At 72.9% G+C, this 22663-nt stretch carries 22 protein-coding genes and 3 pseudogenes; 17 read left to right on the forward strand and 8 right to left on the reverse strand.

Annotated features, from left to right (window positions below; translation table 11 throughout):
* Positions 1-230 precede the first annotated feature (230 nt).
* Together ACFYOH_RS11865 and ACFYOH_RS11870 are read left to right on the forward strand one after the other, a co-directional pair.
* Positions 231-812 carry a TetR/AcrR family transcriptional regulator gene (locus tag ACFYOH_RS11865; RefSeq protein ID WP_388624136.1) on the forward strand — a complete coding sequence of 194 codons (582 nt, stop codon included), beginning with the start codon at positions 231-233 and terminating at the stop codon, positions 810-812.
* Complete coding sequence (locus ACFYOH_RS11870) at positions 805-1521, forward strand: alpha/beta fold hydrolase (protein WP_388624139.1); 717 nt, start codon at positions 805-807, stop codon at positions 1519-1521. The genes ACFYOH_RS11865 and ACFYOH_RS11870 overlap by 8 nt, the downstream gene beginning before the upstream one ends.
* Here ACFYOH_RS11870 and ACFYOH_RS11875 read toward each other — a convergent pair.
* Positions 1455-1850 (reverse strand): annotated as a pseudogene (locus tag ACFYOH_RS11875) (isocitrate lyase/phosphoenolpyruvate mutase family protein); the annotation flags it as partial. The gene ACFYOH_RS11870 and the pseudogene ACFYOH_RS11875 overlap by 67 nt on opposite strands.
* Positions 1851-1906: 56 nt before the next feature.
* Between ACFYOH_RS11875 and mmuM the strand changes: the two are divergent.
* A complete protein-coding gene (gene mmuM / locus ACFYOH_RS11880) occupies positions 1907-2833 on the forward strand; it encodes a homocysteine S-methyltransferase (protein WP_388624141.1) in 927 nt (308 codons plus the stop codon).
* 100 nt (positions 2834-2933) lie between these two features.
* A pseudogene (locus tag ACFYOH_RS11885) lies at positions 2934-3038 on the forward strand (LacI family DNA-binding transcriptional regulator); the annotation flags it as partial.
* A 477-nt stretch (positions 3039-3515) separates the two neighbouring features.
* Here the strand turns inward: ACFYOH_RS11885 and ACFYOH_RS11890 are convergent.
* From ACFYOH_RS11890 to ACFYOH_RS11905, 4 genes are all read right to left on the reverse strand, one after another.
* The gene (locus ACFYOH_RS11890) at positions 3516-5084 is read right to left on the reverse strand and encodes a carboxylesterase/lipase family protein (protein ID WP_388624952.1); all 1569 of its coding nucleotides are present in this window, start codon (positions 5082-5084) and stop codon (positions 3516-3518) included.
* A gap of 103 nt (positions 5085-5187) precedes the next feature.
* Positions 5188-5829: a putative Ig domain-containing protein gene (locus tag ACFYOH_RS11895; RefSeq protein ID WP_388624143.1), complete on the reverse strand. Its 642-nt coding sequence runs from the start codon at positions 5827-5829 to the stop codon at positions 5188-5190.
* A gap of 464 nt (positions 5830-6293) precedes the next feature.
* Positions 6294-6554, reverse strand: a complete 261-nt coding sequence (locus ACFYOH_RS11900; RefSeq protein ID WP_388624146.1) for a hypothetical protein — start codon at positions 6552-6554, stop codon at positions 6294-6296.
* Positions 6551-7414: an oxaloacetate decarboxylase gene (locus ACFYOH_RS11905; RefSeq protein ID WP_388624148.1), complete on the reverse strand. Its 864-nt coding sequence runs from the start codon at positions 7412-7414 to the stop codon at positions 6551-6553. The genes ACFYOH_RS11900 and ACFYOH_RS11905 overlap by 4 nt, the downstream gene beginning before the upstream one ends.
* A 393-nt stretch (positions 7415-7807) precedes the next feature.
* Here ACFYOH_RS11905 and ACFYOH_RS11910 point away from each other — a divergent pair, with 393 nt between their 5' ends.
* Both ACFYOH_RS11910 and ACFYOH_RS11915 read left to right on the forward strand, forming a co-directional pair.
* Positions 7808-8440, forward strand: a complete 633-nt coding sequence (locus tag ACFYOH_RS11910; protein WP_388624150.1) for a VOC family protein — start codon at positions 7808-7810, stop codon at positions 8438-8440.
* Between the two features lie 61 nt (positions 8441-8501).
* The gene (locus ACFYOH_RS11915; protein ID WP_388624153.1) at positions 8502-8903 is read left to right on the forward strand and encodes a VOC family protein; all 402 of its coding nucleotides are present in this window, start codon (positions 8502-8504) and stop codon (positions 8901-8903) included.
* On the opposite strand, the gene ACFYOH_RS11920 is transcribed toward ACFYOH_RS11915, so the two are convergent.
* The 3 genes and pseudogenes from ACFYOH_RS11920 to ACFYOH_RS11930 all read right to left on the reverse strand — a co-directional run bounded on the left by ACFYOH_RS11920 (position 8886) and on the right by ACFYOH_RS11930 (position 11225).
* Positions 8886-9572 carry a helix-turn-helix domain-containing protein gene (locus ACFYOH_RS11920; protein ID WP_388624156.1) on the reverse strand — a complete coding sequence of 229 codons (687 nt, stop codon included), beginning with the start codon at positions 9570-9572 and terminating at the stop codon, positions 8886-8888. The genes ACFYOH_RS11915 and ACFYOH_RS11920 overlap by 18 nt on opposite strands.
* Positions 9545-9808: pseudogene (locus ACFYOH_RS11925) on the reverse strand (AraC family transcriptional regulator); the annotation flags it as partial. The pseudogene ACFYOH_RS11925 and the gene ACFYOH_RS11920, both read right to left, overlap by 28 nt.
* Positions 9809-10001: 193 nt before the next feature.
* On the reverse strand, positions 10002-11225 hold the full coding sequence (locus ACFYOH_RS11930; protein WP_388624158.1) for a YihY/virulence factor BrkB family protein: 1224 nt from the start codon (positions 11223-11225) through the stop codon (positions 10002-10004).
* Positions 11226-11356: 131 nt separating this feature from the next.
* On the opposite strand from ACFYOH_RS11930, the gene ACFYOH_RS11935 reads away from it, so the two are divergent.
* The 11 genes from ACFYOH_RS11935 to ACFYOH_RS11985 all read left to right on the forward strand — a co-directional run bounded on the left by ACFYOH_RS11935 (position 11357) and on the right by ACFYOH_RS11985 (position 22593).
* Positions 11357-12994 (forward strand): acyl-CoA dehydrogenase family protein, encoded by a 1638-nt coding sequence (locus ACFYOH_RS11935; RefSeq protein ID WP_388624161.1) that lies wholly within the window; start codon positions 11357-11359, stop codon positions 12992-12994.
* 324 nt (positions 12995-13318) lie between these two features.
* Positions 13319-14605 carry a GAF domain-containing protein gene (locus ACFYOH_RS11940; RefSeq protein WP_388624955.1) on the forward strand — a complete coding sequence of 429 codons (1287 nt, stop codon included), beginning with the start codon at positions 13319-13321 and terminating at the stop codon, positions 14603-14605.
* Between the two features lie 175 nt (positions 14606-14780).
* Positions 14781-16115, forward strand: a complete 1335-nt coding sequence (locus ACFYOH_RS11945; protein WP_388624164.1) for a hypothetical protein — start codon at positions 14781-14783, stop codon at positions 16113-16115.
* A gap of 87 nt (positions 16116-16202) precedes the next feature.
* Positions 16203-16775, forward strand: coding sequence for a GNAT family N-acetyltransferase (locus ACFYOH_RS11950; RefSeq protein ID WP_388624166.1), 573 nt, complete (start codon positions 16203-16205; stop codon positions 16773-16775).
* A 126-nt stretch (positions 16776-16901) separates the two neighbouring features.
* Complete coding sequence (locus tag ACFYOH_RS11955; protein ID WP_309486338.1) at positions 16902-16985, forward strand: putative leader peptide; 84 nt, start codon at positions 16902-16904, stop codon at positions 16983-16985.
* Between the two features lie 127 nt (positions 16986-17112).
* Complete coding sequence (locus ACFYOH_RS11960) at positions 17113-18813, forward strand: nitrite/sulfite reductase (RefSeq protein ID WP_388624169.1); 1701 nt, start codon at positions 17113-17115, stop codon at positions 18811-18813.
* Complete coding sequence (locus tag ACFYOH_RS11965; RefSeq protein ID WP_388624171.1) at positions 18810-18992, forward strand: hypothetical protein; 183 nt, start codon at positions 18810-18812, stop codon at positions 18990-18992. The genes ACFYOH_RS11960 and ACFYOH_RS11965 overlap by 4 nt, the downstream gene beginning before the upstream one ends.
* On the forward strand, positions 18989-19699 hold the full coding sequence (locus ACFYOH_RS11970) for a phosphoadenylyl-sulfate reductase (RefSeq protein WP_388624173.1): 711 nt from the start codon (positions 18989-18991) through the stop codon (positions 19697-19699). Before ACFYOH_RS11965 ends, ACFYOH_RS11970 begins: the two co-directional genes overlap by 4 nt.
* 86 nt (positions 19700-19785) lie before the next feature.
* Positions 19786-20322, forward strand: coding sequence for an adenylyl-sulfate kinase (gene cysC / locus ACFYOH_RS11975; protein WP_388624176.1), 537 nt, complete (start codon positions 19786-19788; stop codon positions 20320-20322).
* Positions 20319-21257, forward strand: coding sequence for a sulfate adenylyltransferase subunit CysD (cysD, locus tag ACFYOH_RS11980; RefSeq protein WP_388624179.1), 939 nt, complete (start codon positions 20319-20321; stop codon positions 21255-21257). Before cysC ends, cysD begins: the two co-directional genes overlap by 4 nt.
* A gap of 1 nt (position 21258) precedes the next feature.
* A complete protein-coding gene (locus ACFYOH_RS11985; RefSeq protein ID WP_388624182.1) occupies positions 21259-22593 on the forward strand; it encodes a sulfate adenylyltransferase subunit 1 in 1335 nt (444 codons plus the stop codon).
* The last annotated feature ends 70 nt before the right edge of the window (positions 22594-22663 follow it).

Genomic DNA, 22663 nt, shown 5'->3' on the forward strand with positions numbered 1-22663 from the left:
CCCGTCACCGGACCAGGCTCCGGGACGGGGCGTGCGCGCCGTGTGGGTGTCGTGAAGCGGGGTTCGCGGATCCGGCCCTCGCGGCCCGGCAGTTGCGCGGGGGACGATCTCGATGCCGGGGCCGAGCAGGTCCGGCCAGCCGCGGAAGGCGCCCGCGGTGCCGCCGGCGTGGTGGAATTCCTGTTACGTCTAGGGTATAGCCTAGAGTGACTAGGGAAGGGGGGCTTCCCATGGCCCGAGCTGGCCTCACCGCCGACCGTGTCGTCGCGGCCGCCGCCGAACTCGCCGACGAGGCGGGCTTCGAGAACGTCACCCTGTCCGCGCTGGCCCGCCGCTTCGGCGTGAAGGACGCCAGCCTGTACTCGCACGTCCGGGGCCTCGCGGACCTGCGCACCCGGCTCGCGCTGCACGCGGGCGGCGAGCTGATCGACTGGATCGCGGCGGCCGTGGCGGGCCGCGCGGGCAAGGACGCGCTGGCCGCCTTCGCCGGCGCCTACCGCGCCTACGCCCTGGAGCACCCCGGCCGGTACGCGGCCACCCAGATCCGCATCGACCAGTCCCTGATCGCCGGCTCCCCGGCGATGCGCCGCACCGCTGAGATCACCCACGGCATGCTGCGCGCCTACGGCCTGGAGGAGCCCGACCTGACCGACGCCGTACGTCTGCTGCGCAGCACCTTCCACGGCTACTGCGCCCTGGAGTCCGCCGGCGGCTTCGGCGCGGACCGGGACGTACGGGCCTCCTGGGACAAGGCGATCGACGCCCTGCACCTGGCCCTCACCCACTGGCCCCGGGAGAGGAACGATGACTGAACCGCTGCACTACGACGTCTCGGGCCGCGGTCCGGTCTTGCTGGTCCTGCCGGGCGGGGCCGGGCATCCGATGGGGCTCGGGCCGCTGACCGAGCGGCTGGCCGCGCACTTCACCGTGGTGACGTACGATCCGCTGGGCCTCGCCCACGGCCGGCTCGGCCTGCCGGTTGCCGGGCAGCGGGTGGCGGACTGGAGCGAGCGCGCGCACCGGGTACTGGAGGCCGTGCTGCCGGAGGGCGGATCCGCGTATGTGTTCGGGACCAGCTCCGGCGGCATCACCGCCCTGGACCTGCTCGCCCGGCACCCCGGGCGGCTGGCGCACGTGGTCGCGCACGAGCCGCCGTGCGTGACGGTGCTGCCGGACGGTCAGGAGCGGCGGGCCGAGCTGATCGGGCAGCTGGACGGCCCCGGACGCCCGCCCGCGGAGGGCGAGTCGGCGACGCCGTTCGGCGTGTTCCTGGCCCGGGTGCTGCGCCCGTTCACGTCGTACGTACCGGCCTTCACCGCCGCACCGGGCACGCTCACGCTCGCCGCCGGCGCCGACTCGCGCGACGGGGTGCTGCACCGGACGGCCGTGTCGCTCGCCGGGCGGCTGGGCGGTGCGTTCACGGAGTCCCCGGGCGGGCATCTGGGCACGTTGGATCACCCCTCCGCGTTCGCGGACCTCCTCGCCGACACGCTGCGCTCCAGTCCGCAAACCTCGGCGTAGGTGGGGGTGGTGCCGCCCGGGGCGCGTCCGGCGGCGATGTCGGTCACCGCGTCCAGGGCCGCGCCGAGCGCCCGCCGGTAGAGCAGCGAGCCGAGGCTGATTCGGCGTACGCCCAGGTCCGCGAGCTGGGCGACGCCGGGCCCGGTGGGCTGGTAGCGGATGTTGAGCGGGGCGTCGAGGTGCCGGACGAGCCCGGCGATCCGGTGGGGGTCGGTCAGCGCGGGCACGAACACCCCGTCGGCACCGGCCTGTCGGTAGGCCTCCAGGCGGCGCAGGGTGTCCCTCCCGTCACCGTCGCCCAGCCAGCAGGTGTCGTGGCGCGGCGGGACGCTCACCAGCCGGACTCCGGGGTCCGCCGGCGTTCGGCGTCGACTAGCGTCGTGACATGACCAGCGACACCTCCCCCAGCCTCGCCTCCGCCCTCGCCGCCGGGACGGTCGTGCTCGACGGCGGCATGTCGAACCAGCTGGAGTCGGTCGGACACGAGCTCAGCGACGAGCTGTGGTCGGCTCGGCTGCTCGCCGAACGGCCGGAAGCGGTGACGCAGGCGCATCTCGCCTACTTCCGGGCGGGCGCGGACGTGGCCATCACCGCGAGCTACCAGGCCACCTTCGAGGGTTTCGCACGGCGCGGGATCGGCCATGACGAGGCCGCGCGGCTGCTCGCGCTGAGCGTGGACCTCGCCCGAGAGGCCGCCCGGCGGGTCGGGGACGAGGGCGTCGACCGGCCGCTGTGGGTGGCCGCGTCCGTCGGGCCGTACGGCGCGATGCTCGCGGACGGCTCCGAGTACCGCGGGCGGTACGGGCTGAGCGTGGCCGAGCTGGAGCGCTTCCACCGGCCGCGGATGGAGGTGCTGGCCGCCGCCGCGCCGGACGTCCTCGCGCTGGAGACGGTGCCGGACGCCGACGAGGGCGCCGCGCTGCTCAGGGCGGTGCGCGGACTGGGGGTGCCGGCCTGGCTGTCCTACACGGTCGACGGTCGGCACACGCGGGCCGGGCAGCCGCTGGAGGAGGCCTTCGCCCTGGCCGCCGACGTGGACGAGGTGATCGCGGTCGGCGTGAACTGCTGTGCGCCGGAAGACGTGGAGCCCGCGGTCCGGATCGCGGCGCGGGTGACCGGCAAGCCGGTGGTGGTCTATCCCAACAGCGGCGAGGCCTGGGACGCCGAGGCGCGCGCCTGGACGGGGCGGACGAGCTTCGGCGCCGACCGGGTGAAGACGTGGCGGGACGCGGGAGCGAAGCTCGTCGGGGGGTGCTGCCGGGTGGGGCCGGAGGCGATCGCGTCGATCAGGCGGGCCCTGGGCACGGGCTGAACGTGACACCGGCCCCGCCTCCTTCCGGGCGCCGGCCTCCCGCGTGGGAACCGGTTTCTATGGTGTTGCCGCAGTTCCCGACGGTGCGGAGGGGCTGGGCATGACCAGGAGGAGCGAGGCCGCCGGGCGGAGCACGATCCGGGATGTCGCGGCGCGGGCAGGGGTGTCCGCGTCGACGGTGTCCCGGGTGCTGGGCGGGGTGTGTCCGGTGAGCTCGACGACCCGGACCCGGGTGATGCGGGCCGTGCGCGAGATGGACTACGTGGCCGACGCGCGCGCCAAGGCCGTCGCCGGGGTCGGCACGCCGACCCCGGCGTTCGTGCTGGAGGACATCACGGGGCCGTCGTTCGCGCACATGGCACGGGGGGTGGAGCGCGAGGCCGCGCGGCTCGGGCATCTGTGCCTGGTCTGCAGCACGGACGGTGGCCTGCGGCAGGAACGGGACTTCATCGAGACGATGCGCGCCCAGCGGGCGGCGGCGGTGATCCTGGTCGGCGGTGCGGCGGACACGCCCGAGTACCGGGAGCGCGCACGTCGTATCGCCGGTGCCCTGACCGGACACGACCGACAACAGACGGCCGACAACCGCCGATCGGCGCCTGACAACCGGCCACCGTGGACGATCAGCTCGTCGCACCCCGCGTCGGTCGGCCGGCGACGACCGGCCGTCGCCCGTCGGCCATCACCGCCGCCGGGCCCCCACCGACCGCCGCAGGCGCCGTACCGCCCCCGCCAGCTCCGCTCCCGGGGCCCGGATGTCCGAGGCGGGGCCGGGTTCCGGGACGGTGGGGGCGGCCGACCAGAGGGCGATTTCCGCGTCCCGCGGACCGTGTGCGGTATACGGTTCGCCGTCGCCAAAGATCCGCACCGGATGGGACGCGTCCCAGGCCTGCCAGCCGGGGTCCCCGCTCGTCGCGAAGCGTACCCAGGCCGCGTGCATCGCCTCGGCCAGCTCCCGCGGGGCGCCCTCGCCCGCGAGTTTCTTCGACTCGGGCAGGTCACCGGAGTCGAAGACGAACCCCAGTTCCAGGGCGTGGCAGGCGCCGAGCTCGGGGACGTTGGACGGCCAGGCGAACTCGTACACGTAGGAAGCGCCGGGGCGGGCGTCGGCGAGGCGGTGCAGCGGGAGGCGCAGCAGGTGGTCGGTGACCATCTGGCCGACGATCTCGGCGGCGCCGGCGTCGGGGCGCAGGGCCCGGTAGCCGCGGGGCACCTCGTGGCCGGCGCGGCAGCGGGCCATGGCTCCGGCGAGGGCGACGGGCCCGAGCCGGTCGACGCGTTCCAGCAGCCCGCCGGGCACGAGCCAGAGCCGGTACTCGTCCCGGGTCCAGCCCATGAGCAGCTCGACGCCCTGGGCCGCGTCGCCGTCGATCAGGGCCTGGAGGGGGTCGCGGGGCACGAGGTCGCCGTCCACGACGATGCCGAACGCGGGTCCGCCCAGTACCGGGCTGCTGAGCCGCCCGACCTCGGCCTGGGTGCGCAGCAGCAGGTCGCGGTCGACGGCGGCGAAGGCCTCGGCGGTGGCGGGGATCTTCAGCCGGGTGGCCATGCGGCGCACCATGCGCCGTACCTTGTCGCGTTCGGACGCCTCCGGTGGCCCGCTCTGCAGCACCGCGCGCCGGATCAGGCCCCGGCTCGCGGGTGCGGCGAGCAGGGCACCCGCGCTGATGGCGCCGGCCGACTGACCGCACAGGGTGACCTGGTCCGGGTCGCCGCCGAAGGCGCCGATCGCGTCGTGCACCCAGCGCAGAGCGGCGAGCTGGTCGCACAGGCCGGGGTTGGGCGGTGCGTCGGGGAAGAGCCCGTAGCCCTCGACGCCGAGCCGGTAGTTGACGGAGACACAGATGACGCCGTCCCGGGCGAAGGTGGCGCCGTCATAGACGGGCACGGCGGAGGATCCCCTGGTCAGGGCGCCGCCGTGGAGCCAGACCAGGACCGGTAGGCGGGCGCCGGGGTCCGGCTGCGGGGTCCATACGTTGAGGTTGAGGCAGTCGTCGCCGGGGATCTCCAGGTCGGACAGGTACTGGGCGAAAGCCTCGGAGTACGGCGGTTTCGGCGCGGTGGGACCGAAGGCGCCGGCGTCGCGCACCCCGTCCCAGGGCTCGGGCGGCTCGGGCGGACGGAACCGCCGGGGGCCGAAGGGCGGGGCGGCGTACGGGATGCCCCGGAACACCGCGACACCCTGCTCGTACCGGCCGCGTACGGCCCCGTACGGCGTTCTGACCACGGGGTTCGCCTGGTCCGCCGTCATCGCCCACCAGCCCTTCGCCGCGCGCTCGTGCACCGTGCACCATCAGAGCATCACAAGAGCGCCCGGTATTCCGGCGCACGTGCGCGCGGGAGGGCCGTTCGGGCTACCCCGGTACGGTAGGTGAGGGAGCTGTCGCTTTCCGTGCGGCGGCCAGCTGGGCGCCGGTGCCGATGGCCCCGGCCGCCTGGTCGAAGGGTGACGGGGACTTGGCCATGAGCAGCCCGACCCGGTCGCCGCTCGCCCCGCTGCGGTAGACCAGCCCGGAGGTGATCTCGCAGTCGCCGGTGACGGGCCGCCGTACGAACTGGCCGGTCATGGCCTGGTCGTTGACGCCGAGGTCGGTCCCGGCGCCCCGCACCACGAAGGTCCCGTCCTGGTGGGCGGTGCTGCCGGGTGTCCGGACGGCGACCACGCCGAGCGTGCCGTGGGCGCGGTCGTCGAGGATCACGTCGCCGAGGTCGCCGTAGGTCCGCGGCGCGCGCGGGTTGCCGACGGTGAGGGTGAGGGCGCCGCCGGTGTCGCCGGCCGCGTTGCCCGCCGTGGTGGTGACGGTGAACTCGCCGGTGCCGGTGGGTGTTCCGGAGATCAGGCCGGTGCGGGAGTCGAGGCGCAGGCCGTCGGGGAGACCGTCCGCCGTGAACCGGGTAGGTTCGCGCGCGGCCCGCAGGAGGTGCTGGAAGTAAACTCCCTTGCTGGCGAAGGCAGTTGTGGCAGAGGCGAGTCGGGGTACCGACGGGGTCGGCATGGCGGCGGAGGCGGTCTGCGACAGCGGGCCCCGGCCGGCGGGGTTGGTCTTCGTGACGAGGAGCGGCCCACTGCGTGATGTGCGGCGCCCTTTCGGGCGCAGGACGGTGACGGCGTCCAGCGCGGAATCGTTTTCCGGGCATGGACCTCACCACGCGCACCGCAGCGGGCCTCGCCGTGGCCGCAGTCGCCCTGGTCACCGCCTACGGCGCGGCCCACGCCGCCTGCCACACCGTGGCTCCCGGACCGCACCGGGCCACCGTGGCCACCCGGCGACGAGCAAGACCCGAAGGAGGACGTGGAGCTCGACCAGACCGGTCGGCCCGACCTCGGCGAGGACTGAACAGACCCCGGCCCGCCGGGACCACACCACGGCGACGGCCGGACACCTCCCGCAGGGGTGCCCGGCCGCCGTCGTATGCCGTCTGCCGTGTCCGGTCGTGGTGAAGGAGTGACGGGCGCCGGTCAGTCCTCCCCGCGGTGGCGGTGGGCGGCGCCGACGAGGGCCTCGATCGCGTCCACGGCGCTGCCGTCGTGGTCGCTGCCGGCGGTGCCCTCGCCGGTCTGGACATTGGCCGTGCGGTCGACCTCCAGCCAGGAGTCCGCGCGCGAGTTGTCGATCACGGTGATCAGGCTGCCGGACGCGGCCGCCGGTGCCGCACCGGCCCCGAGCACCGCGGCGGCGACCGCCGCCACCATCCCGAGCCGGGATACGGCGCCGGTCACACGCCCACCCCCTCGGGGGTGAGCCGCTCGCGGGCGATGTTGCGCTCCAGCAGGGTGGTGGAGGCCTTCACCCCGATCCCGCTCGCCGGGTCCACCTCCGGCAGCCGGCCGTCGGCCGCCTTCAGGCCGGCGAGCGCGGAGTCCATCGCCTGGTGCGCGGCGAACAGGCACGGGGTGCTGTAGATCGCGACGTCCACGCCGAGGTCGGACAGCTCACCGAGGGACAGCCGGGGCGACTTGCCGCCGGCGATCTGGTTGAACAGCAGCGGCTTGTCTCCGACGACCTCCCGGATGCGCTTGATCCACTCGACGCTGCGCACCCCGTCGACCAGCACCACGTCGGCGTCGGTCGCGGCCAGCCGCTCGGAGCGGTGCAGGATGTCGTGCTCGTCGGTGGCGTCCGTACGGGCGACGACCACCAGGTCCTTGCGGGTCCGCAGGACCTGGTGCAGCTTCTCCAGGTACTCCTCCAGCGGCAGCACCTGCTTTCCGTCGGCATGACCGCAGCGGCGGGGCCGTTTCTGGTCCTCGAGGATCACACCGGAGGCGCCGATGCGCTCCAGCCCCTCGACGACGTGACAGGCGACCTCGGGGTCGACATACCCGTCGTCGATGTCGACCAGCAGGTGATGGTGCGGGAACGCGCCCCGCAGCCGCTGGACGAAGGCCACCATGTCGGGCCATGCGATGAAACCGATGTCCGGCAGCCCGTAGTACGAGGCCGCGAAGCCGAAGCCCGAAACGAACATCCCGTCGTAGTGCTTGGCCGCGATCGACGCCGAGTACATGTCGTACACGCCGATCAGCGGTGTGGTCCCGGGCCCGGCGATGCGCTCGCGCAGCTTCTTACCGTAAGTCAAGGTCCGGCTCCTCCTGTGGGTGGGTGACGCTGGGCCGGATGGCCGACGCGTCTCGACGCCCTTTGCCAAGGCAAGAGCATCTCTAGATATTCACGTGACTCTCTGCATACGCGAGCTTTACTCACTCCAATGGTCGAACCGGTTCACCGGAGAAACGTCACGCATGGAGCCGTCCCGCCCATCCCGCCGCCGTCGTACGACGCCGGCGGGCGCCGAGGAGTTCGCCGTAGTACGGCCGGCCGTACTCGGTGCAGGGCGCCGCCGTGGCGGTAGTCCGTGGTGCGGGTGCACAGCAGCAGTCGCGCGGCCAGGCGACGTCCCCAAGCCGCCGTCGCCCGCGTCCGCTCCAACTCCCCTTGAAGCGCAGGGCGGCTGACCGTAGCCTCGCCGGGCATGAGCGCCGTTCCCCCGTTACTGGACCATCTCGTCCTCGCCACGCCCGATCTGGCGGCGACCGTCGCCGACTTCGCGCGGCGGACCGGGGTGACGCCCGTGCCCGGCGGTGCGCATCCCGGCCTCGGCACGCGCAACCATCTGGTGGGGCTGGGCGGCCGCAGCTATCTGGAGATCCTCGGCCCCGATCCCGAGCAGCCCGGGCCCGACGGTCCGCGGCCGTTCGGGGTCGACGGGCTGACCGGCCCGCGCACACTGACCTGGGCGATCAGCCCGCCCGACCTGGACGCGGCGATCACGACGGCCCGCGAGCGGGGCTACGACCCCGGGCCCGCACACCCGATGAGCCGCCGCACCCCCGACGGCACCGTACTGCGGTGGCGGCTGACCGACGGCGGACCCGCGCACCCCTCCGGTCCGGTCCCGTTCCTCATCGACTGGGGCGAGTCCCGCCACCCCACGGCGTCGGGGCTGCCGGTCACCCCGCTGCTGGCGGTCTCCGCCACGGTGCCGGACCCGGAGGAGGTACGCGGCCGGCTCGCGGCCCTGGGCACGGCGCTGGCCCTCACCGCGGGCCCCCTCGCACTCTCCTTCACGGTGGACACCCCCAACGGTCCGGTCACCTTCGGCTGAGGCGGGCCGCGTGTCCGATTCCTTCAAGACCGGCCGACGGCCGCCCGCCTACGGTGACGGCATGACTCCACGATTCGCGCTGATCGGCGTGGTGACGTCCGACATGGCCGCCGCGCTCGCCTTCTACCGTCTCCTCGGACTCGTCTTTCCCGAGGGGTCCGAAGAACAGCCGCACGTCGATGCCGAGCTGCCCGGCGGGCTGATCTTCGCCCTGGACACCGAGAAGACCGTCCGCTCCTTCCACTCCGGCTGGCAGCCGCCCGTGCGCGGTGGCCGCGTCGGGCTCGCCTTCCGCTGCGACTCGCCCGCCGAGGTCGACGCCCGGTACGAGGACCTGGTGGACGCCGGCTACCACGGCGAGCTGAAGCCCTGGGACGCCTTCTGGGGCCAGCGGTACGCCACCGTGCACGACCCCGACGGCAACGGCGTCGACCTGTTCGCCCCGCTACCCACCGCCGAGTAGCTCGCCGAGCGGCATGCCGGTCAGCTCCCGCACCTCGCGGGCGAGGTGGGGCTGGTCCGCATACCCGGCGCGCACGGCCGTCTCGGCGTACGGCGTCCCGGAGCGGGCCAGTGCCAGCGCCCGCTGCAGCCGCAGGATGCGGGCCAGGGTCTTCGGGCCGTAGCCGAACGCGCCCAGGCAATGGCGGTGCAAGGTCCTTGTGGCGATGCCTAGTTCGGCGGCCGTGGCCGACACCGGGCGGCCCTCGTCCAGGCGTTGGACCAGCCGGTGCAGCAGCCGGTCGGGGGCCGCGGTCCGCGCTGCCCGGTCCAGGGCGATGTCCTCCAGCGCCGTCGCCGGGTCGGCCGCCGCCTCGACGCACTCGCGCAGCCGCCGGACCCGGGCGGCGGGCCAGAGGTCGGCCAAGTCGACGCGCAGGTCGAGCAGTTCGTGCGCGGGTACGCCGAGCAGGGCGGGCGCGGTGCCGGGGAAGAAGCGGACGCCGGCCCAGGAGCGGGGCGGGCCGCCGGGGACGTACGGGCCAGTGTCGGGGCCCGCGACCAGCAGCCGGCCCTCGCTCCACAGCAGGTCCATGCAGCCGTCGGGCAGTACCGGCCCGCCACCGGCCCCGTCCGGGGTGTTCGTCCACACGACCGCGCCGGTCAGCCGGGACGCCCGCTCCCTGTACACGGGGGCCAGCCTACGTCGCCGACGCCGCCGGGCCCCACCTCCCGCATCGGCCCGGCCCGGTGCTCCTGCCGGCTCACTCCGTACTCGCGCTTGAACGCGGTGGACAGGGCGAAGGCGCTGCCGTAGCCGACCTGGCGGGCGATGCTGCCGAGGGTGAGGTCCGTGTCGCGCAGGCGGTCGGCAGCGAGCGCGGCCACCGTCCACGGGTGCGCGGGGTCGTCCTGCGGCAGGCGCACTTCGCCAGGGAGGCGGCGGCCGGGGCATGTCAGGCCTGACGCCGGCGGGCGCGGGGCCTCTCGGCCGCCTCCCTCTCACATGCCCACCCCTACGCCCTGCCCTGCCGCCCTGCACACCCCGGACCCGCGCCCCGTACACCCGGATCCCCTCCCCGACGACCCGCGGGCCCCTCCCCCCACCAGGTCAGTACTCCTACCGCGCCGTCCCGCCGTCGCCGTTGGTCTCGTGCGGATGCCGGTCGTCGGTCTTGTGCGGCGGTCTGCCGCCGTCGGCCTCGTGCGGGTCCCGGCCGTTCGCCTTGGGCGCCTGGTGGGTGTGCTTGGCGTGGGTGCGCAGGCGGGCCGTGACGTCCTCCGGGGGCAGGAAGCGGGACCAGCGCTCGGGAAACTCGGAGGGCATGTCGGGGTCGTCGGGGTCGGCCTCGCGGGCCGCCGCGGCCCGGGCGACGTACTCGGCGACCTGCACCTCCCGCAACCGTTCGTTCGCGGCGCGGGCGGCCGCCGTGGCCGCGGCGGGCCAGACCCGGTCGATGGCGGCGTTCACCGCCGCGCCGACAAGGACCGCGAAGGCCGACACGCCGATCCACAGGAGCACGGCGACGGAGGCGGCGAGGGAGCCGTAGATGGTGGCGCCCTCGATGGTGTGCACGAGGTAGATCCGCAGCAGGAAGCTGCCGAGGACCCACATGGCCAGGGCGACGAGGGCGCCGGGCACGTCCTCGATCCACGGGGAGCGGACCGGCACGGACACGTGGTACAGGGTCGTCAGGAAGGCGATGGACAGGACGATGACGACCGGCCAGTACAGGACCTGCACCAGCGTCGCCGACCATGGCACCACCCGCACCACCGCGTCCGGGCCCGCCACCATCAGCGGCAGGGCCACCGAGCCGATCAGCAGCGCCACGATGAACAGCAGGAACGACATCATCCGGGTCTTGACGATGCCCCGGACGCCGTCGAGGCCGTACATCACGGTGATGGTGTCGATGAAGACGTTCACCGCGCGCGATCCCGACCACAGGGCGAAGACGAAGCCGATGGAGATGACGTCGGGCCGGCCCTTCATCACGTCGTGCAGGATCGGTTCGGTGATCTCCTTCACACCCTTGTCGGACAGGACCGTCCGGGAGGCGTCGAGGATGTTGTTCTCGAGGCTGCTGATGGTGTGGGCGCCGGTCCAGGTGTCCACGTAGGCGAGCAGCCCGATGAGGCAGAGCAGCAGCGGCGGCACGGACAGCAGCGTGAAGAATGCCGCCTCGGCCGCCAGGCCCAGGATGCGGTACTCCATGCAGGAGTTGACGGTGTCCTTGAGCAGCAGCCAGGCCGTCCTGCGCTTGGAGACGTTCCGGTAGAGGGCTCTGGCCCGGTGGAGGCGACCGGCGGGCCGCTCGGGGGGTTCACTTGCTGGCTGCACGACCCAAAGGTATCCGCAGCACCGGACCGCCCTCACCTTCCGGGGCCGGCGAGCAGATCGGGCGCGCCCGGCGGGGCCGCTGTGCCACTCTGGAGTCCATCACCGCCGCTGTCCCGGGTAGGTTCGCAATCATGGCAGGCACCTCCACCCACACCGTGACGAACCAGCCGCCTCCCCTGGTCGGCTACGACGTCTTCGCCGCCGACCGGGCCCTCGTGGCGGCCGTCGAGCGGCACACCGCTCCGGACGTGCTGGACGAGGTGCGCTCGGAACTGTCGGCGCTGGGCCGCGCCGCGGGCTCGGCGCAGGTGCAGGAGTGGGGGGTGCAGGCGAACGAGCACCCGCCCCGGCTGCGCACCCACGACCGCTACGGCCACCGGATCGACGAGGTCGACTTCCACCCGGCCTGGCACCGGCTGCTCGGCAAGGGGGTCTCGGCCGGGCTGACCGGCGCCTGGACCCGGCCGTCCGGGCACGTCCGCCGGGCGGCCGGCTTCGTGCTCTGGACCCAGGTCGAGGCGGGCAACTGCTGCCCGCTGTCGATGACCCACGCGGCGGTGCCGGCGCTGCGGACCGACCCGCTGCTCGCCGCCGAGTGGGAGCCCCGGCTGACGTCCACGGTGTACGACCGCGAGCTGCGGCCCGCCGTGCGCAAACCCGGTGCGCTCTTCGGCATGGGCATGACCGAGAAGCAGGGCGGCAGCGACGTCCGCGCGAACACCACCGAGGCCCGGCCGCTCGCCGAGGCGGGCACGTACGAACTGACCGGGCACAAGTGGTTCTGCTCGGCCCCCATGTCGGACGCCTTCCTGGTGCTGGCGCAGGCCCCGGAGGGCCTCACCTGTTTCCTGGTGCCGCGCGTCCTGCCGGACGGCAGCCGCAATGTGTTCCTCATCCAGCGGCTGAAGGACAAGCTGGGCAACCGGTCCAACGCCTCGGCCGAGGTGGAGTTCGCCGGCACCTGGGCGCGCCGGGTCGGCGAGGAGGGGCGCGGGGTGCGGACGATCATCGAGATGGTCGCGGCCACCCGGCTGGACTGCGCGCTGGGCTCGGCGGGCCTGATGCGGCAGGCGGTGGCGCAGGCGGTCCACCACTGCGCCCACCGGGAGGCGTTCGGCGGCAAGCTGATCGACAAGCCGCTGATGCGCAACGTCCTCGCCGACCTCGCGCTGGAGTCGGAGGCGGCGACCGCGCTCACGCTCAGGCTGGCGGCCGCCTACGACGACGGAGGTGAACCGGAGCGCGCCTTCCTGCGGCTGGCGGTGCCTGCCGCCAAGTACTGGATCAGCAAGCGCTGTGCGCCCGTTGCGGTCGAGGCCGCGGAGTGCCTGGGCGGAAACGGCTATGTCGAGGAGTCGGGCCTGCCCCGGCTGGTACGGGAGTCGCCGCTGAACTCGATCTGGGAGGGCGCCGGAAACGTTCAGGCACTGGACGTGCTCCGGGCGCTGCAACGCGAGCCGGGCGCACTCGACGCCTGCCTGACCGAGATCGGCCGCTCACACGGCGCCGACCACCGCCTCGACCGCGCCGTGAAGGACCTCTTCACCGAACTCGCCGACCTGGACGCGGTCGAGGGCCGCGCCCGGCGGATCGCGGAACGCCTCGCACTGGTGCTCCAGGGTTCGCTCCTGGTCCGGCACGCCCCGCCGGAGGTGGCGGACGCGTTCTGCGCGTCCCGCCTGGGCGGGGACCACGGAGCGTCTTTCGGCACGCTGCCAACAGGCCTGGATCTGGCGCCGATTGTGGAACGGGCGCGCCCGGCACTGTGAAACGCGGCCTGCCGAGCCGAGCGAAGTCGGCCGAGCCCCCGGTGGGGGTGGTGCTGCGCCGACACGGCACCACCCCCACCTCATGGGCCCGTTAAGCCCGCGGACGCGACACCGCGTCGGGGTCAAGTCTCGGCCACCCCCCGACCGTCCACCAGGGTTGCAGGGGGTTGCAACTTGTGGGGGCACGTGCGCGGAGTGTGTGCCTCCGGCCTGCCCGGAGCGGCAGTATGGGAGATAGCAGCCGGACCGGAAACCGCCGCCAGGACGGCTTGACAAAATATGTTCGACGCCCCGACCGGGAGGACCCCCGTGGTGAACCCGCCGATGAACGTGGCGCGCCTGGCCGCCGTGGACGCGGCACAGGCGGCGCGGCTGCTGAGCGAGGTACGTGACGCCACCCTTGCCGGTCAGCGGGCGAGAATAGCGCCCCGGCCGGTGATCGAGCAGTCCTGGGGACGGATGCTGCGCAGCGGTGTCGATCCCGACCACGACTTCAGATCCGGGCTGCTGCCCTCCGACGAAGTGCTGCGCAGGCGCGAGGAGTCGCCGCTCAGGCACGTCCTGCCGGTGCTGCGGCAGGGTCTGCTTTCGGTCGCCGACATAGCCCAGCACATCATGGTCGTCGCGGACGCCGACGGCCGGGTGCTGTGGCGGGAGGGGGCCTCGCCGGTGCTGCGCAAGGCGGACGGCCTGGGCTTCGAACTCGGCGCGGACTGGCGGGAAGACGTCGTCGGCACCAACGGGGTGGGCACTCCGGCGGTGGTACGGCGGCCCGTGCAGGTCTTCGCCGCCGAGCACTTCGTCCGCTCGCACGCCTCCTGGACCTGTACCGGCGCGCCGATCACCGACCCCAGGGACGGCCGGCTGATCGGTGTGGTGGACGTCAGCGGCCCGCTGGAGACCATGCATCCGGCGACCCTCGCCTGGGTGGACTCGGTGGCCAAGCTGGCCGAGGCGCGGCTGCGGGAGTTGCACCGGGACTCGCTGGAGCGGCTGCGGTCGGTGGCGGCGCCGGTGCTGGCCCGGCTGGACGGGCGGGCGCTGGTGGTGGACCGGGACGGCTGGTCGGCGGCGGTGTCCGGGATGCCGTATGTGCGGCGGGTCGCGCTGCCCAAGTCGCTGGCGCCGGGCCGCCGGTGGCTGCCGTCGCTCGGGTCGTGCGCGGTGGAGCCGCTGGCCGGGGGCTGGTTGCTGCGCGCGGCCGAGGAACCGGCCGGCACGGCTCCCCGGATCGTGCTGGATCTGGCCAGGCCGGGACGCAGTACGCTGACGGTGTCCGGTGCGGCGGGGTCCTGGTCGCATGAACTCAGTCCCCGGCATACCGAGTTGCTGTATCTGCTCGCCGCGCACCGGGCCGGCCGCGGGGCGGCGGCCCTGGCCGAGGACCTGTTCGGGGACTCCTCACGCACGGTGACGGTGCGGGCGGAGATGTCCCGGATCCGGCGGTACTGCGGGGAACTTCTGCAGCATCGGCCGTATCGTTTCCGCGAGGACGCGGAGTTCGAGGTGCTCCTCCCCGACGACCCGCGTGACCTGCTGCCTTCCTCGACGGCGCCGGCGATCGCGCGGATGCGGACGGCCGCGCAGCGCGGCGGTCCCGCGGACCGGTGAGCGTGTCTTCCGCATATTTGCGGGGTCTTCGCCCTGCGCGGGCCGTTGCTGCCGTAGCATCCCATGAGGGCCTCCCCAGCCGCTTCTCGCGTCAACATAAAGATCATCAGGCGCAGTTGGCCCGCCACCGGCCGGCGAGCCCCGGCGGCGAAGGAGCCCTGGAGAAGGGGACGAGATGAAGCATCGCGGCAGACACCGCCGGCGCAGGCGGGGCGCGGCACTGCGCGCGGTCCTGACCGGGACCGCCTTGGCGCTCACCGCGGCCGCCACCCTGATCAGCGTCTCCCAGGCGGACGTCACCGACAGCCCCGGCGCGCTCAGGCCGCTCTCCTCCCCCACGGACACGGGCCGGCTGCGGCTCCAGGAGCGGCTGGTCCCCGCCCGCACACTCGACCGGCTCTCCGCCGCGATGGGCCGCCCGGTCGGCGTGGACGCCGTGCTGGCGAGCGCCGACCGCGGGATGCGCGCGTCCGCCGACTGTTCCTCGGCCGACCGCGCGTCCCTGCCCGTCACCCCGGCCGCCACCCGCGCCTACTGCTGGGACCCGGCCGACTCCGCCGGCACCGCCTGGCGGCCGGCGTCGGTGACCACGTCCGGGGACGCCGACGACGACGGTGTCTGGGGCGCCCACCGGGTCGTGCTGGCCGGCTGGACCCACAGCACCACCGCCGGCCCGGCCGCCGAGCGGGGGCTGGCCCGGGTCGCCTTCGTGAACGCCGACGACCCCGCCCGGCTCGCCTACCGCTGGGTGCTGCTGGTGGTGCCGGTCGACGGCGGCCGTGACTACCGGGGGCTGACCTCGGGGATCTCCGGGATGGTCTGGTACCAGGACAAGCTGCTGGTCACCGCCAGGACCGGCGGCGTCGACGCGCTGTACGTCTACGACCTCGACCGGATCCAGCGCGCCGGCGTCGACGGGCCCGCGATCGGCCGGGTGCCCGGCGGCTGGTCCGCCGACGGCTACCGCTATGTGATGCCCGCGGTCGGCTCGTACCGCTTCACCGGGGGCCGCTGCCATCGCTCGGGCCCGCCCTGTCCCGGCGCGCTCGCCCTCGACCGGAGCAGCGTGCCGGACAGCCTGGTCGCCGCAGAGTGGACCGCGCCGGACGGGGAGCGGAACGCCCGGCTGTGGCGGTATGCGTTCAGCAGGGATCCGGCGCGCGAGGGGCTGCTCGCCACGGACGCCGTGGGGCGGGTGACGGCCATGGACGCCTACCGGACCCGGGCGGCGGGGATCCGGGGCGTGCTGTCGTACCGGCAGCCCGGGGCGCAGGACGCGTCCTGGTATGTGGGACGCCTGCCCGGCTCACGGGACGGACATGGCGGGCTGTGGCGGCAGGACGCCGGCGGCGCGAAGGCGGCGCACTGCGGCGCGGACGGCACGCATCGCTGCTGGGCGGAGGCGGCGGGCTCCCTGTCGTACTGGCAGGAGACGGGCGAGGTCTGGTCGCTGTCGGACCGGATGCTCTTCGCCGTGCCCCTGGCAGGACTGGACCGGTCGCTGGGCTGACCCCGCAGCCCCCTGAAGGCGACCGGCTGTCCACAGGGTGCCCGGGGCGATCGACAGACCGGGCGGTGGGATGATTCCCTGGCCCGCATGAGCAGCGTCCCTGTCACCACCTGGTCCCTGGAGCAGACCTCGCCGGCCGACCTCCGGCCGGCCGCCGCGCCCGAGGGCGATGTCCGGATCGTTCGCGCCGAGGTTCCCTCCCCCGAGTTCAGCCGCTTCCTGTACGCCTCGGTCGGCGGCGACATCCGCTGGACCGACCGGCTGGGGTGGACGTACGCCCGGTGGCAGGAGTACCTGGACCGGCCCGGCGTGGAGACCTGGGTGGCCTACGACCGCGGCACCCCGGCCGGCTATGTGGAGCTGGACCCGCAGGACGAGGGCACGGTCGAGATCGCCTACTTCGGGCTGGTCCCCGCCTTCCGCGGCCGGCGCATCGGCGGCCATCTGCTGTCGTACGGCACGGCGCGCGCCTGGGACCTGGCCGACCGGTGGCCCGAGCGGACGCCGACGAAGCGGGTGTGGCTGCACACGTGCAGCAAGGACGGCGAGTTCGCCATGGACAACTACCAGCGGCGCGGCTTCAAGCTGTTCGACACCAAGGTGGAGCTGGAGCCGGACGTGGCGGAGCCCGGTCCCTGGCCAGGCGCCTACCCGGCCTGACCTGCCGGGACAAGCCTTCCCGCACGGCATGTGAGCGACGACACCCTGTCCCAAGATTCGGGACAAGGGTGTCCGCATATTGGATAAAGCTGGACTGTGTCCAGATCGCCATGACACGCTTCCGTCATGTCTGGAACTGGAATTGCCTTGGTGAGTCGGCGGCACGTCGACCTCGGCCGCATGTCCAGCGCCATCTGTCCGGCGAGCTGACCGCTCCAGCACCGCCGCGAACCCCCCCTACCTGATGTTCCTTGCGCAATGACGCGCACGCCTGCCCGCGTGCGCGCATCTGTGCAGGTCAGAGCCGATTCCCACCGGTCCCGAAGGACGTAGAACCATGGCCGCCACTCCGCCGAACCCCGCCGCCTCCGCGCCCCGCCGCAAGGTGAGCCGTCACCGTGGTGAGGGTCAGTGGGCGGTGGGCCACTTCACTCCGCTGAACGGCAACGAGCAGGTCAAGAAGGACGACGACGGTCTCAATGTGCGGACGCGCATTGAGACGATCTACTCCAAGCGCGGTTTCGACTCGATCGATCCCAGCGACCTGCGCGGCCGGATGCGCTGGTGGGGGCTGTACACCCAGCGCAAGCCCGGGATCGACGGCGGCAAGACGGCGGTGCTGGAGCCGGAGGAGCTCGACGACCGCTACTTCATGATGCGGGTGCGCATCGACGGCGGTGCGCTGACCACCCAGCAGCTGCGCGTCATCGGGGAGATCTCCCAGGAGTTCGCGCGCGGCACCGCGGACATCACCGACCGGCAGAACGTGCAGTACCACTGGATCCGGGTCGAGGACGTGCCCGAGATCTGGGAGCGGCTGGAGGCCGTGGGCCTGTCCACCCTGACCGCCTGCGGTGACACCCCGCGTGTGATGATCGGCTCCCCGGTGGCGGGCATCGCCGAGGACGAGATCATCGACGCGACGCCGGCGCTGGAGGAGATGAAGCGCCGCGTCCTGAACAACAAGGCGTACTCGAACCTCCCTCGGAAGTTCAAGACGGCCATCTCGGGTTCGCCGCTGCTGGACGTCGTGCACGAGATCAACGACGTGGCGTTCGTCGGCGTACGGCACCCCGAGCACGGCCCGGGCTTCGACCTGTGGGTGGGCGGCGGCCTGTCCACCAACCCCAAGCTCGGTGTGCGACTGGGCGCCTGGGTGCCGATCGACGAGGTCCCGGACGTCTACGAGGGCGTCATCTCGATCTTCCGTGACTACGGCTACCGCCGGCTGCGCAACCGCGCCCGGCTGAAGTTCCTCGTCGCCGACTGGGGCGCGGAGAAGTTCCGTCAGGTGCTGGAGGACGAGTACCTGGGAGGGCGCAAGCTGATCGACGGGCCCGCTCCCGAGCAGCCCGTGCAGCAGTGGCGCGACCACATCGGCGTGCACCGGCAGAAGGACGGCCGTTACTACGTCGGTTTCGCCCCGCGGGTCGGCCGCGTCGACGGCGCCACGCTGACGAAGATCGCCGAGCTCGCGGAGGCGCACGGCTCGGGCCGGGTGCGCACCACCGTCGAGCAGAAGATGATCGTCCTCGATGTCGCGCAGGACAAGGTCGACTCGCTGGTCGAGGGCCTGGAGGCGCTGGACCTCACCGCCCGGCCGTCCTCCTTCCGGCGCGGCACCATGGCCTGCACCGGCATCGAATTCTGCAAGCTCGCCATCGTCGAGACCAAGCAGCGCGGCTCGTCGCTGATCGACGAACTGGAGCGCCGCCTGCCGGACTTCGACGAGCCGATCACCATCAACCTCAACGGCTGCCCGAACGCCTGCGCCCGTATCCAGGTCGCGGACATCGGTCTCAAGGGCCAACTGGTCCTCAACGACCGGGGCGAGCAGGTCGAGGGCTACCAGGTGCACCTCGGCGGCGCGCTCGGCCTGGAGGCGGGCTTCGGCCGCAAGGTGCGCGGACTGAAGGTCACCGCGGAGGAGCTGCCCGACTACGTCGAGCGGGTCCTGAAGCGGTTCCAGGCCGAACGCGAGGACGGCGAGCGGTTCGCCACCTGGGCCGCGCGCGCGGACGAGGAGGCACTGTCGTGAGCGAACGTGCCGCACCCTTCTACTGCCCCTACTGCGGCGACGAGGACCTGCGTCCGCACGAGCAGAGCCACGGCGCCTGGGAATGCGGGGCGTGCAACCGCGCATTCCAGCTGAAGTTCCTCGGGCTGCTCGCCCGGGGCCTTCAGCGAGCCGACAACGGAGGGGACCCACAGACATGACGACGGCTCAGGAAGACCGCACGACCGACGAGTTGAGGGCGCTCGCCGAGCAGGCGGGCCGCGACCTGGAGGACGCCTCCGCGCTGGAGATCCTCCAGTGGGCGGTCGACACCTTCGGCGCGAAGTTCTGCGTCACCTCGTCCATGGAGGACGCCGTCGTCGCCCATCTCGCCTCGCGCGTGCTCAAGGGCGTGGACGTCGTTTTCCTCGACACCGGTTACCACTTCCCGGAGACCATCGGCACCCGTGACGCCGTCGAGGCCGTGATGGACGTCAACGTCATCACCCTCACGCCGAAGCAGACGGTCGCCGAACAGGACGCGGAGTACGGCCCGAGGCTGCACGACCGCGACCCCGACCTGTGCTGCGCGTTGCGCAAGGTGAAGCCGCTCGAAGAGGGGCTGAAGGGCTACCAGGCGTGGGCGACCGGCCTGCGCCGTGACGAGTCCCCGACCCGGGCGAACACCCCGGTCGTCGGCTGGGACGAGAAGCGGCGGAAGGTCAAGATCTCCCCGATCGCCCGCTGGACGCAAGACGACGTGGACGCCTACGTCACCGAACACGGCGTGCTCACCAACCCGTTGCTGATGGACGGCTACGCCTCCATCGGGTGCGCCCCCTGCACCCGCCGGGTCCTGGAGGGCGAGGACGCGCGCGCCGGCCGCTGGGCGGGTCGTGCCAAGACCGAGTGCGGGCTGCACGGATGACGACGAACACAGCCGCTCACACGGCAGCCACAGCTCCCGCTGCTACTGCTGTGACGGAAGCGAACATTGCGACCCAGGAGAACCACGTGACGACCGGAGCCACCGTCTGGCTCACGGGTCTGCCGAGCGCCGGCAAGACCACCATCGCGTACGAGCTGGCCGGCCGGCTGCGCGCCGAGGGCCACCGCGTCGAGGTGCTCGACGGCGACGAGATCCGCGAGTTCATCTCGGCGGGCCTCGGCTTTTCCCGCGAGGACCGGCACACCAACGTGCAGCGCATCGGTTTCGTCGCCGAACTGCTCGCCCGCAACGGCGTCAAGGCGCTGGTGCCGGTGATCGCGCCGTACGCGGACAGCCGGGAGGCGGTGCGGGGGCGGCACGCGGAGAACGGGACGTCGTACCTGGAGATCCATGTGGCGACCCCGGTCGAGGTGTGCAGCGTGCGCGATGTGAAGGGGCTGTACGCCAAGCAGGCCGCGGGTGAGCTGTCCGGGCTGACGGGTGTCGACGACCCGTACGAGGAGCCGCGGACGCCGGATCTGCGGATCGAGTCGCAGCACCAGACCGTGCAGGAGTCCGCGGCGTCGGTGTACGCCCTGCTGAGCGAGAGGGGACTGGCATGACGACGACCGTGGCGAAGGCCGAGGAGGGCACGGACAGCCCGTACGCCCTCTCCCACCTGGACGCGCTGGAGTCCGAGGCGGTGCACATCTTCCGCGAGGTGGCGGGAGAGTTCGAGAACCCGGTGATCCTGTTCTCCGGCGGCAAGGACTCGATCGTCATGCTGCACCTGGCGCTGAAGGCGTTCGCCCCGGCGGCGGTGCCGTTCTCGCTGCTGCACGTGGACACCGGGCACAACTTCCCCGAGGTGCTGGAGTACCGCGACCGTACGGTGGCGAAGCACGGGCTGCGGCTCCATGTGGCCTCCGTCCAGGACTACATCGACCGCGGTGTGCTGAAGGAGCGTCCCGACGGCACCCGCAACCCGCTGCAGACGCTTCCGCTGACGGAGAAGATCCAGAGCGAGAAGTTCGACGCGGTGTTCGGCGGCGGGCGCCGGGACGAGGAGAAGGCCCGTGCCAAGGAGCGGGTGTTCTCGCTGCGCGACGAGTTCTCCCAGTGGGACCCGCGCCGCCAGCGCCCGGAGCTGTGGAACCTGTACAACGGCCGGCACGCGCCCGGTGAGCACGTCCGGGTGTTCCCGCTGTCCAACTGGACCGAGCTGGACGTGTGGCAGTACATCGCCCGTGAGGGCATCGAGCTGCCGCAGATCTACTTCGCGCACGAGCGCGAGGTGTTCAAGCGCAGCGGCATGTGGCTGACCGCCGGCGAGTGGGGCGGCCCGAAGGACGGCGAGGCCGTCGAGAAGCGCCAGGTCCGCTACCGCACCGTCGGTGACATGTCCTGCACCGGTGCCGTCGACTCCGACGCCACCACGCTGGACGCCGTGATCGCCGAGATCGCCGCCTCCCGGCTCACCGAGCGGGGCGCGACCCGCGCCGACGACAAGCTGTCCGAGGCCGCGATGGAAGACCGCAAGCGCGAGGGGTACTTCTAGCATGAGCACGACCACGACCGAGGCGCTCTCGGCCACCACGCTGCTGCGGTTCGCCACCGCCGGCTCCGTCGACGACGGCAAGTCCACGCTGGTGGGACGGCTGCTGCACGACTCCAAGTCGGTCCTCACCGACCAGCTGGAGGCCGTGGAGCGGGCCTCCGCGAGCCGTGGCCAGGACGGCCCGGACCTCGCGCTGCTCACCGACGGCCTGCGCGCCGAGCGGGAGCAGGGCATCACCATCGACGTCGCCTACCGCTACTTCGCCACCCCGCGCCGCCGGTTCATCCTGGCCGACACGCCCGGGCATGTGCAGTACACCCGCAACATGGTCACCGGCGCCTCCACCGCCGAGCTGACCGTGATCCTCGTCGACGCCCGCAACGGCGTGGTCGAGCAGACCCGCCGGCACGCGGCCATCGCGGCCCTGCTGCGGGTCCCGCACGTGGTTCTCGCGGTCAACAAGATGGACCTCGTCGGCTACGCGGAGTCCGTGTTCGCCGCGATCGCCGAGGAGTTCACGGCGTACGCCACCGAGCTGGGCGTGCCGGAGGTCACCGCGATCCCGATCTCGGCGCTCGCCGGTGACAACGTGGTGGAGCCGTCCGCGAACATGGACTGGTACGGCGGCCCGACCGTCCTGGAACACCTCGAAACCGTTCCCGTCAGCCATGACCTGGCGCACTGCCACGCCCGGCTGCCCGTGCAGTACGTGATCCGGCCGCAGACCGCCGAGCACCCGGACTACCGGGGCTACGCGGGCCAGATCGCGGCCGGCACCTTCCGGGTCGGCGAGGAGGTCACGGTCCTGCCGTCCGGGCGGACCACCCGGATCTCGGGCATCGACCTGCTGGGCGAGCCGGTGGACGTGGCGTGGACGACGCAGTCGGTGACGGTCCTGCTCCAGGATGACATCGACGTCTCGCGCGGCGACCTGATCGTGCCGACGAAGGACGCGCCGGCCACCACCCAGGACGTGGAGGCGACCGTCTGCCATGTGGCCGACGCGCCGCTGACCGTCGGTCACCGGGTGCTGCTCAAGCACGGCACCCGCACGGTCAAGGCGATCGTGAAGGACATCCCGTCCCGGCTCACGCTGGACGACCTGTCCCTGCACCCGCACCCGGGGCAGCTGGTCGCCAACGACATCGGGCGGGTCAAGATCCGTACTGCCGAACCGCTGCCGCTCGACTCCTACGCCGACTCGCGGCGCACGGGCTCGTTCATCCTGATCGATCCGAGCGACGGCACCACGCTCACCGCGGGCATGGTCGGCGAGTCGTTCGCCACCCCCGAGCCGGTCAAGGACGACTCCGCGGACGACGGCTGGGACTTCTGAGCATGAGGACGACCGACGTCTACTCGACGTTCGCCAAGGAGGGCGGCCGCATCGGCAGCGGCGCTCTCGG

The organism is Streptomyces sp. NPDC007856 (assembly GCF_042868225.1).
Taxonomy (GTDB): domain Bacteria; phylum Actinomycetota; class Actinomycetes; order Streptomycetales; family Streptomycetaceae; genus Streptomyces.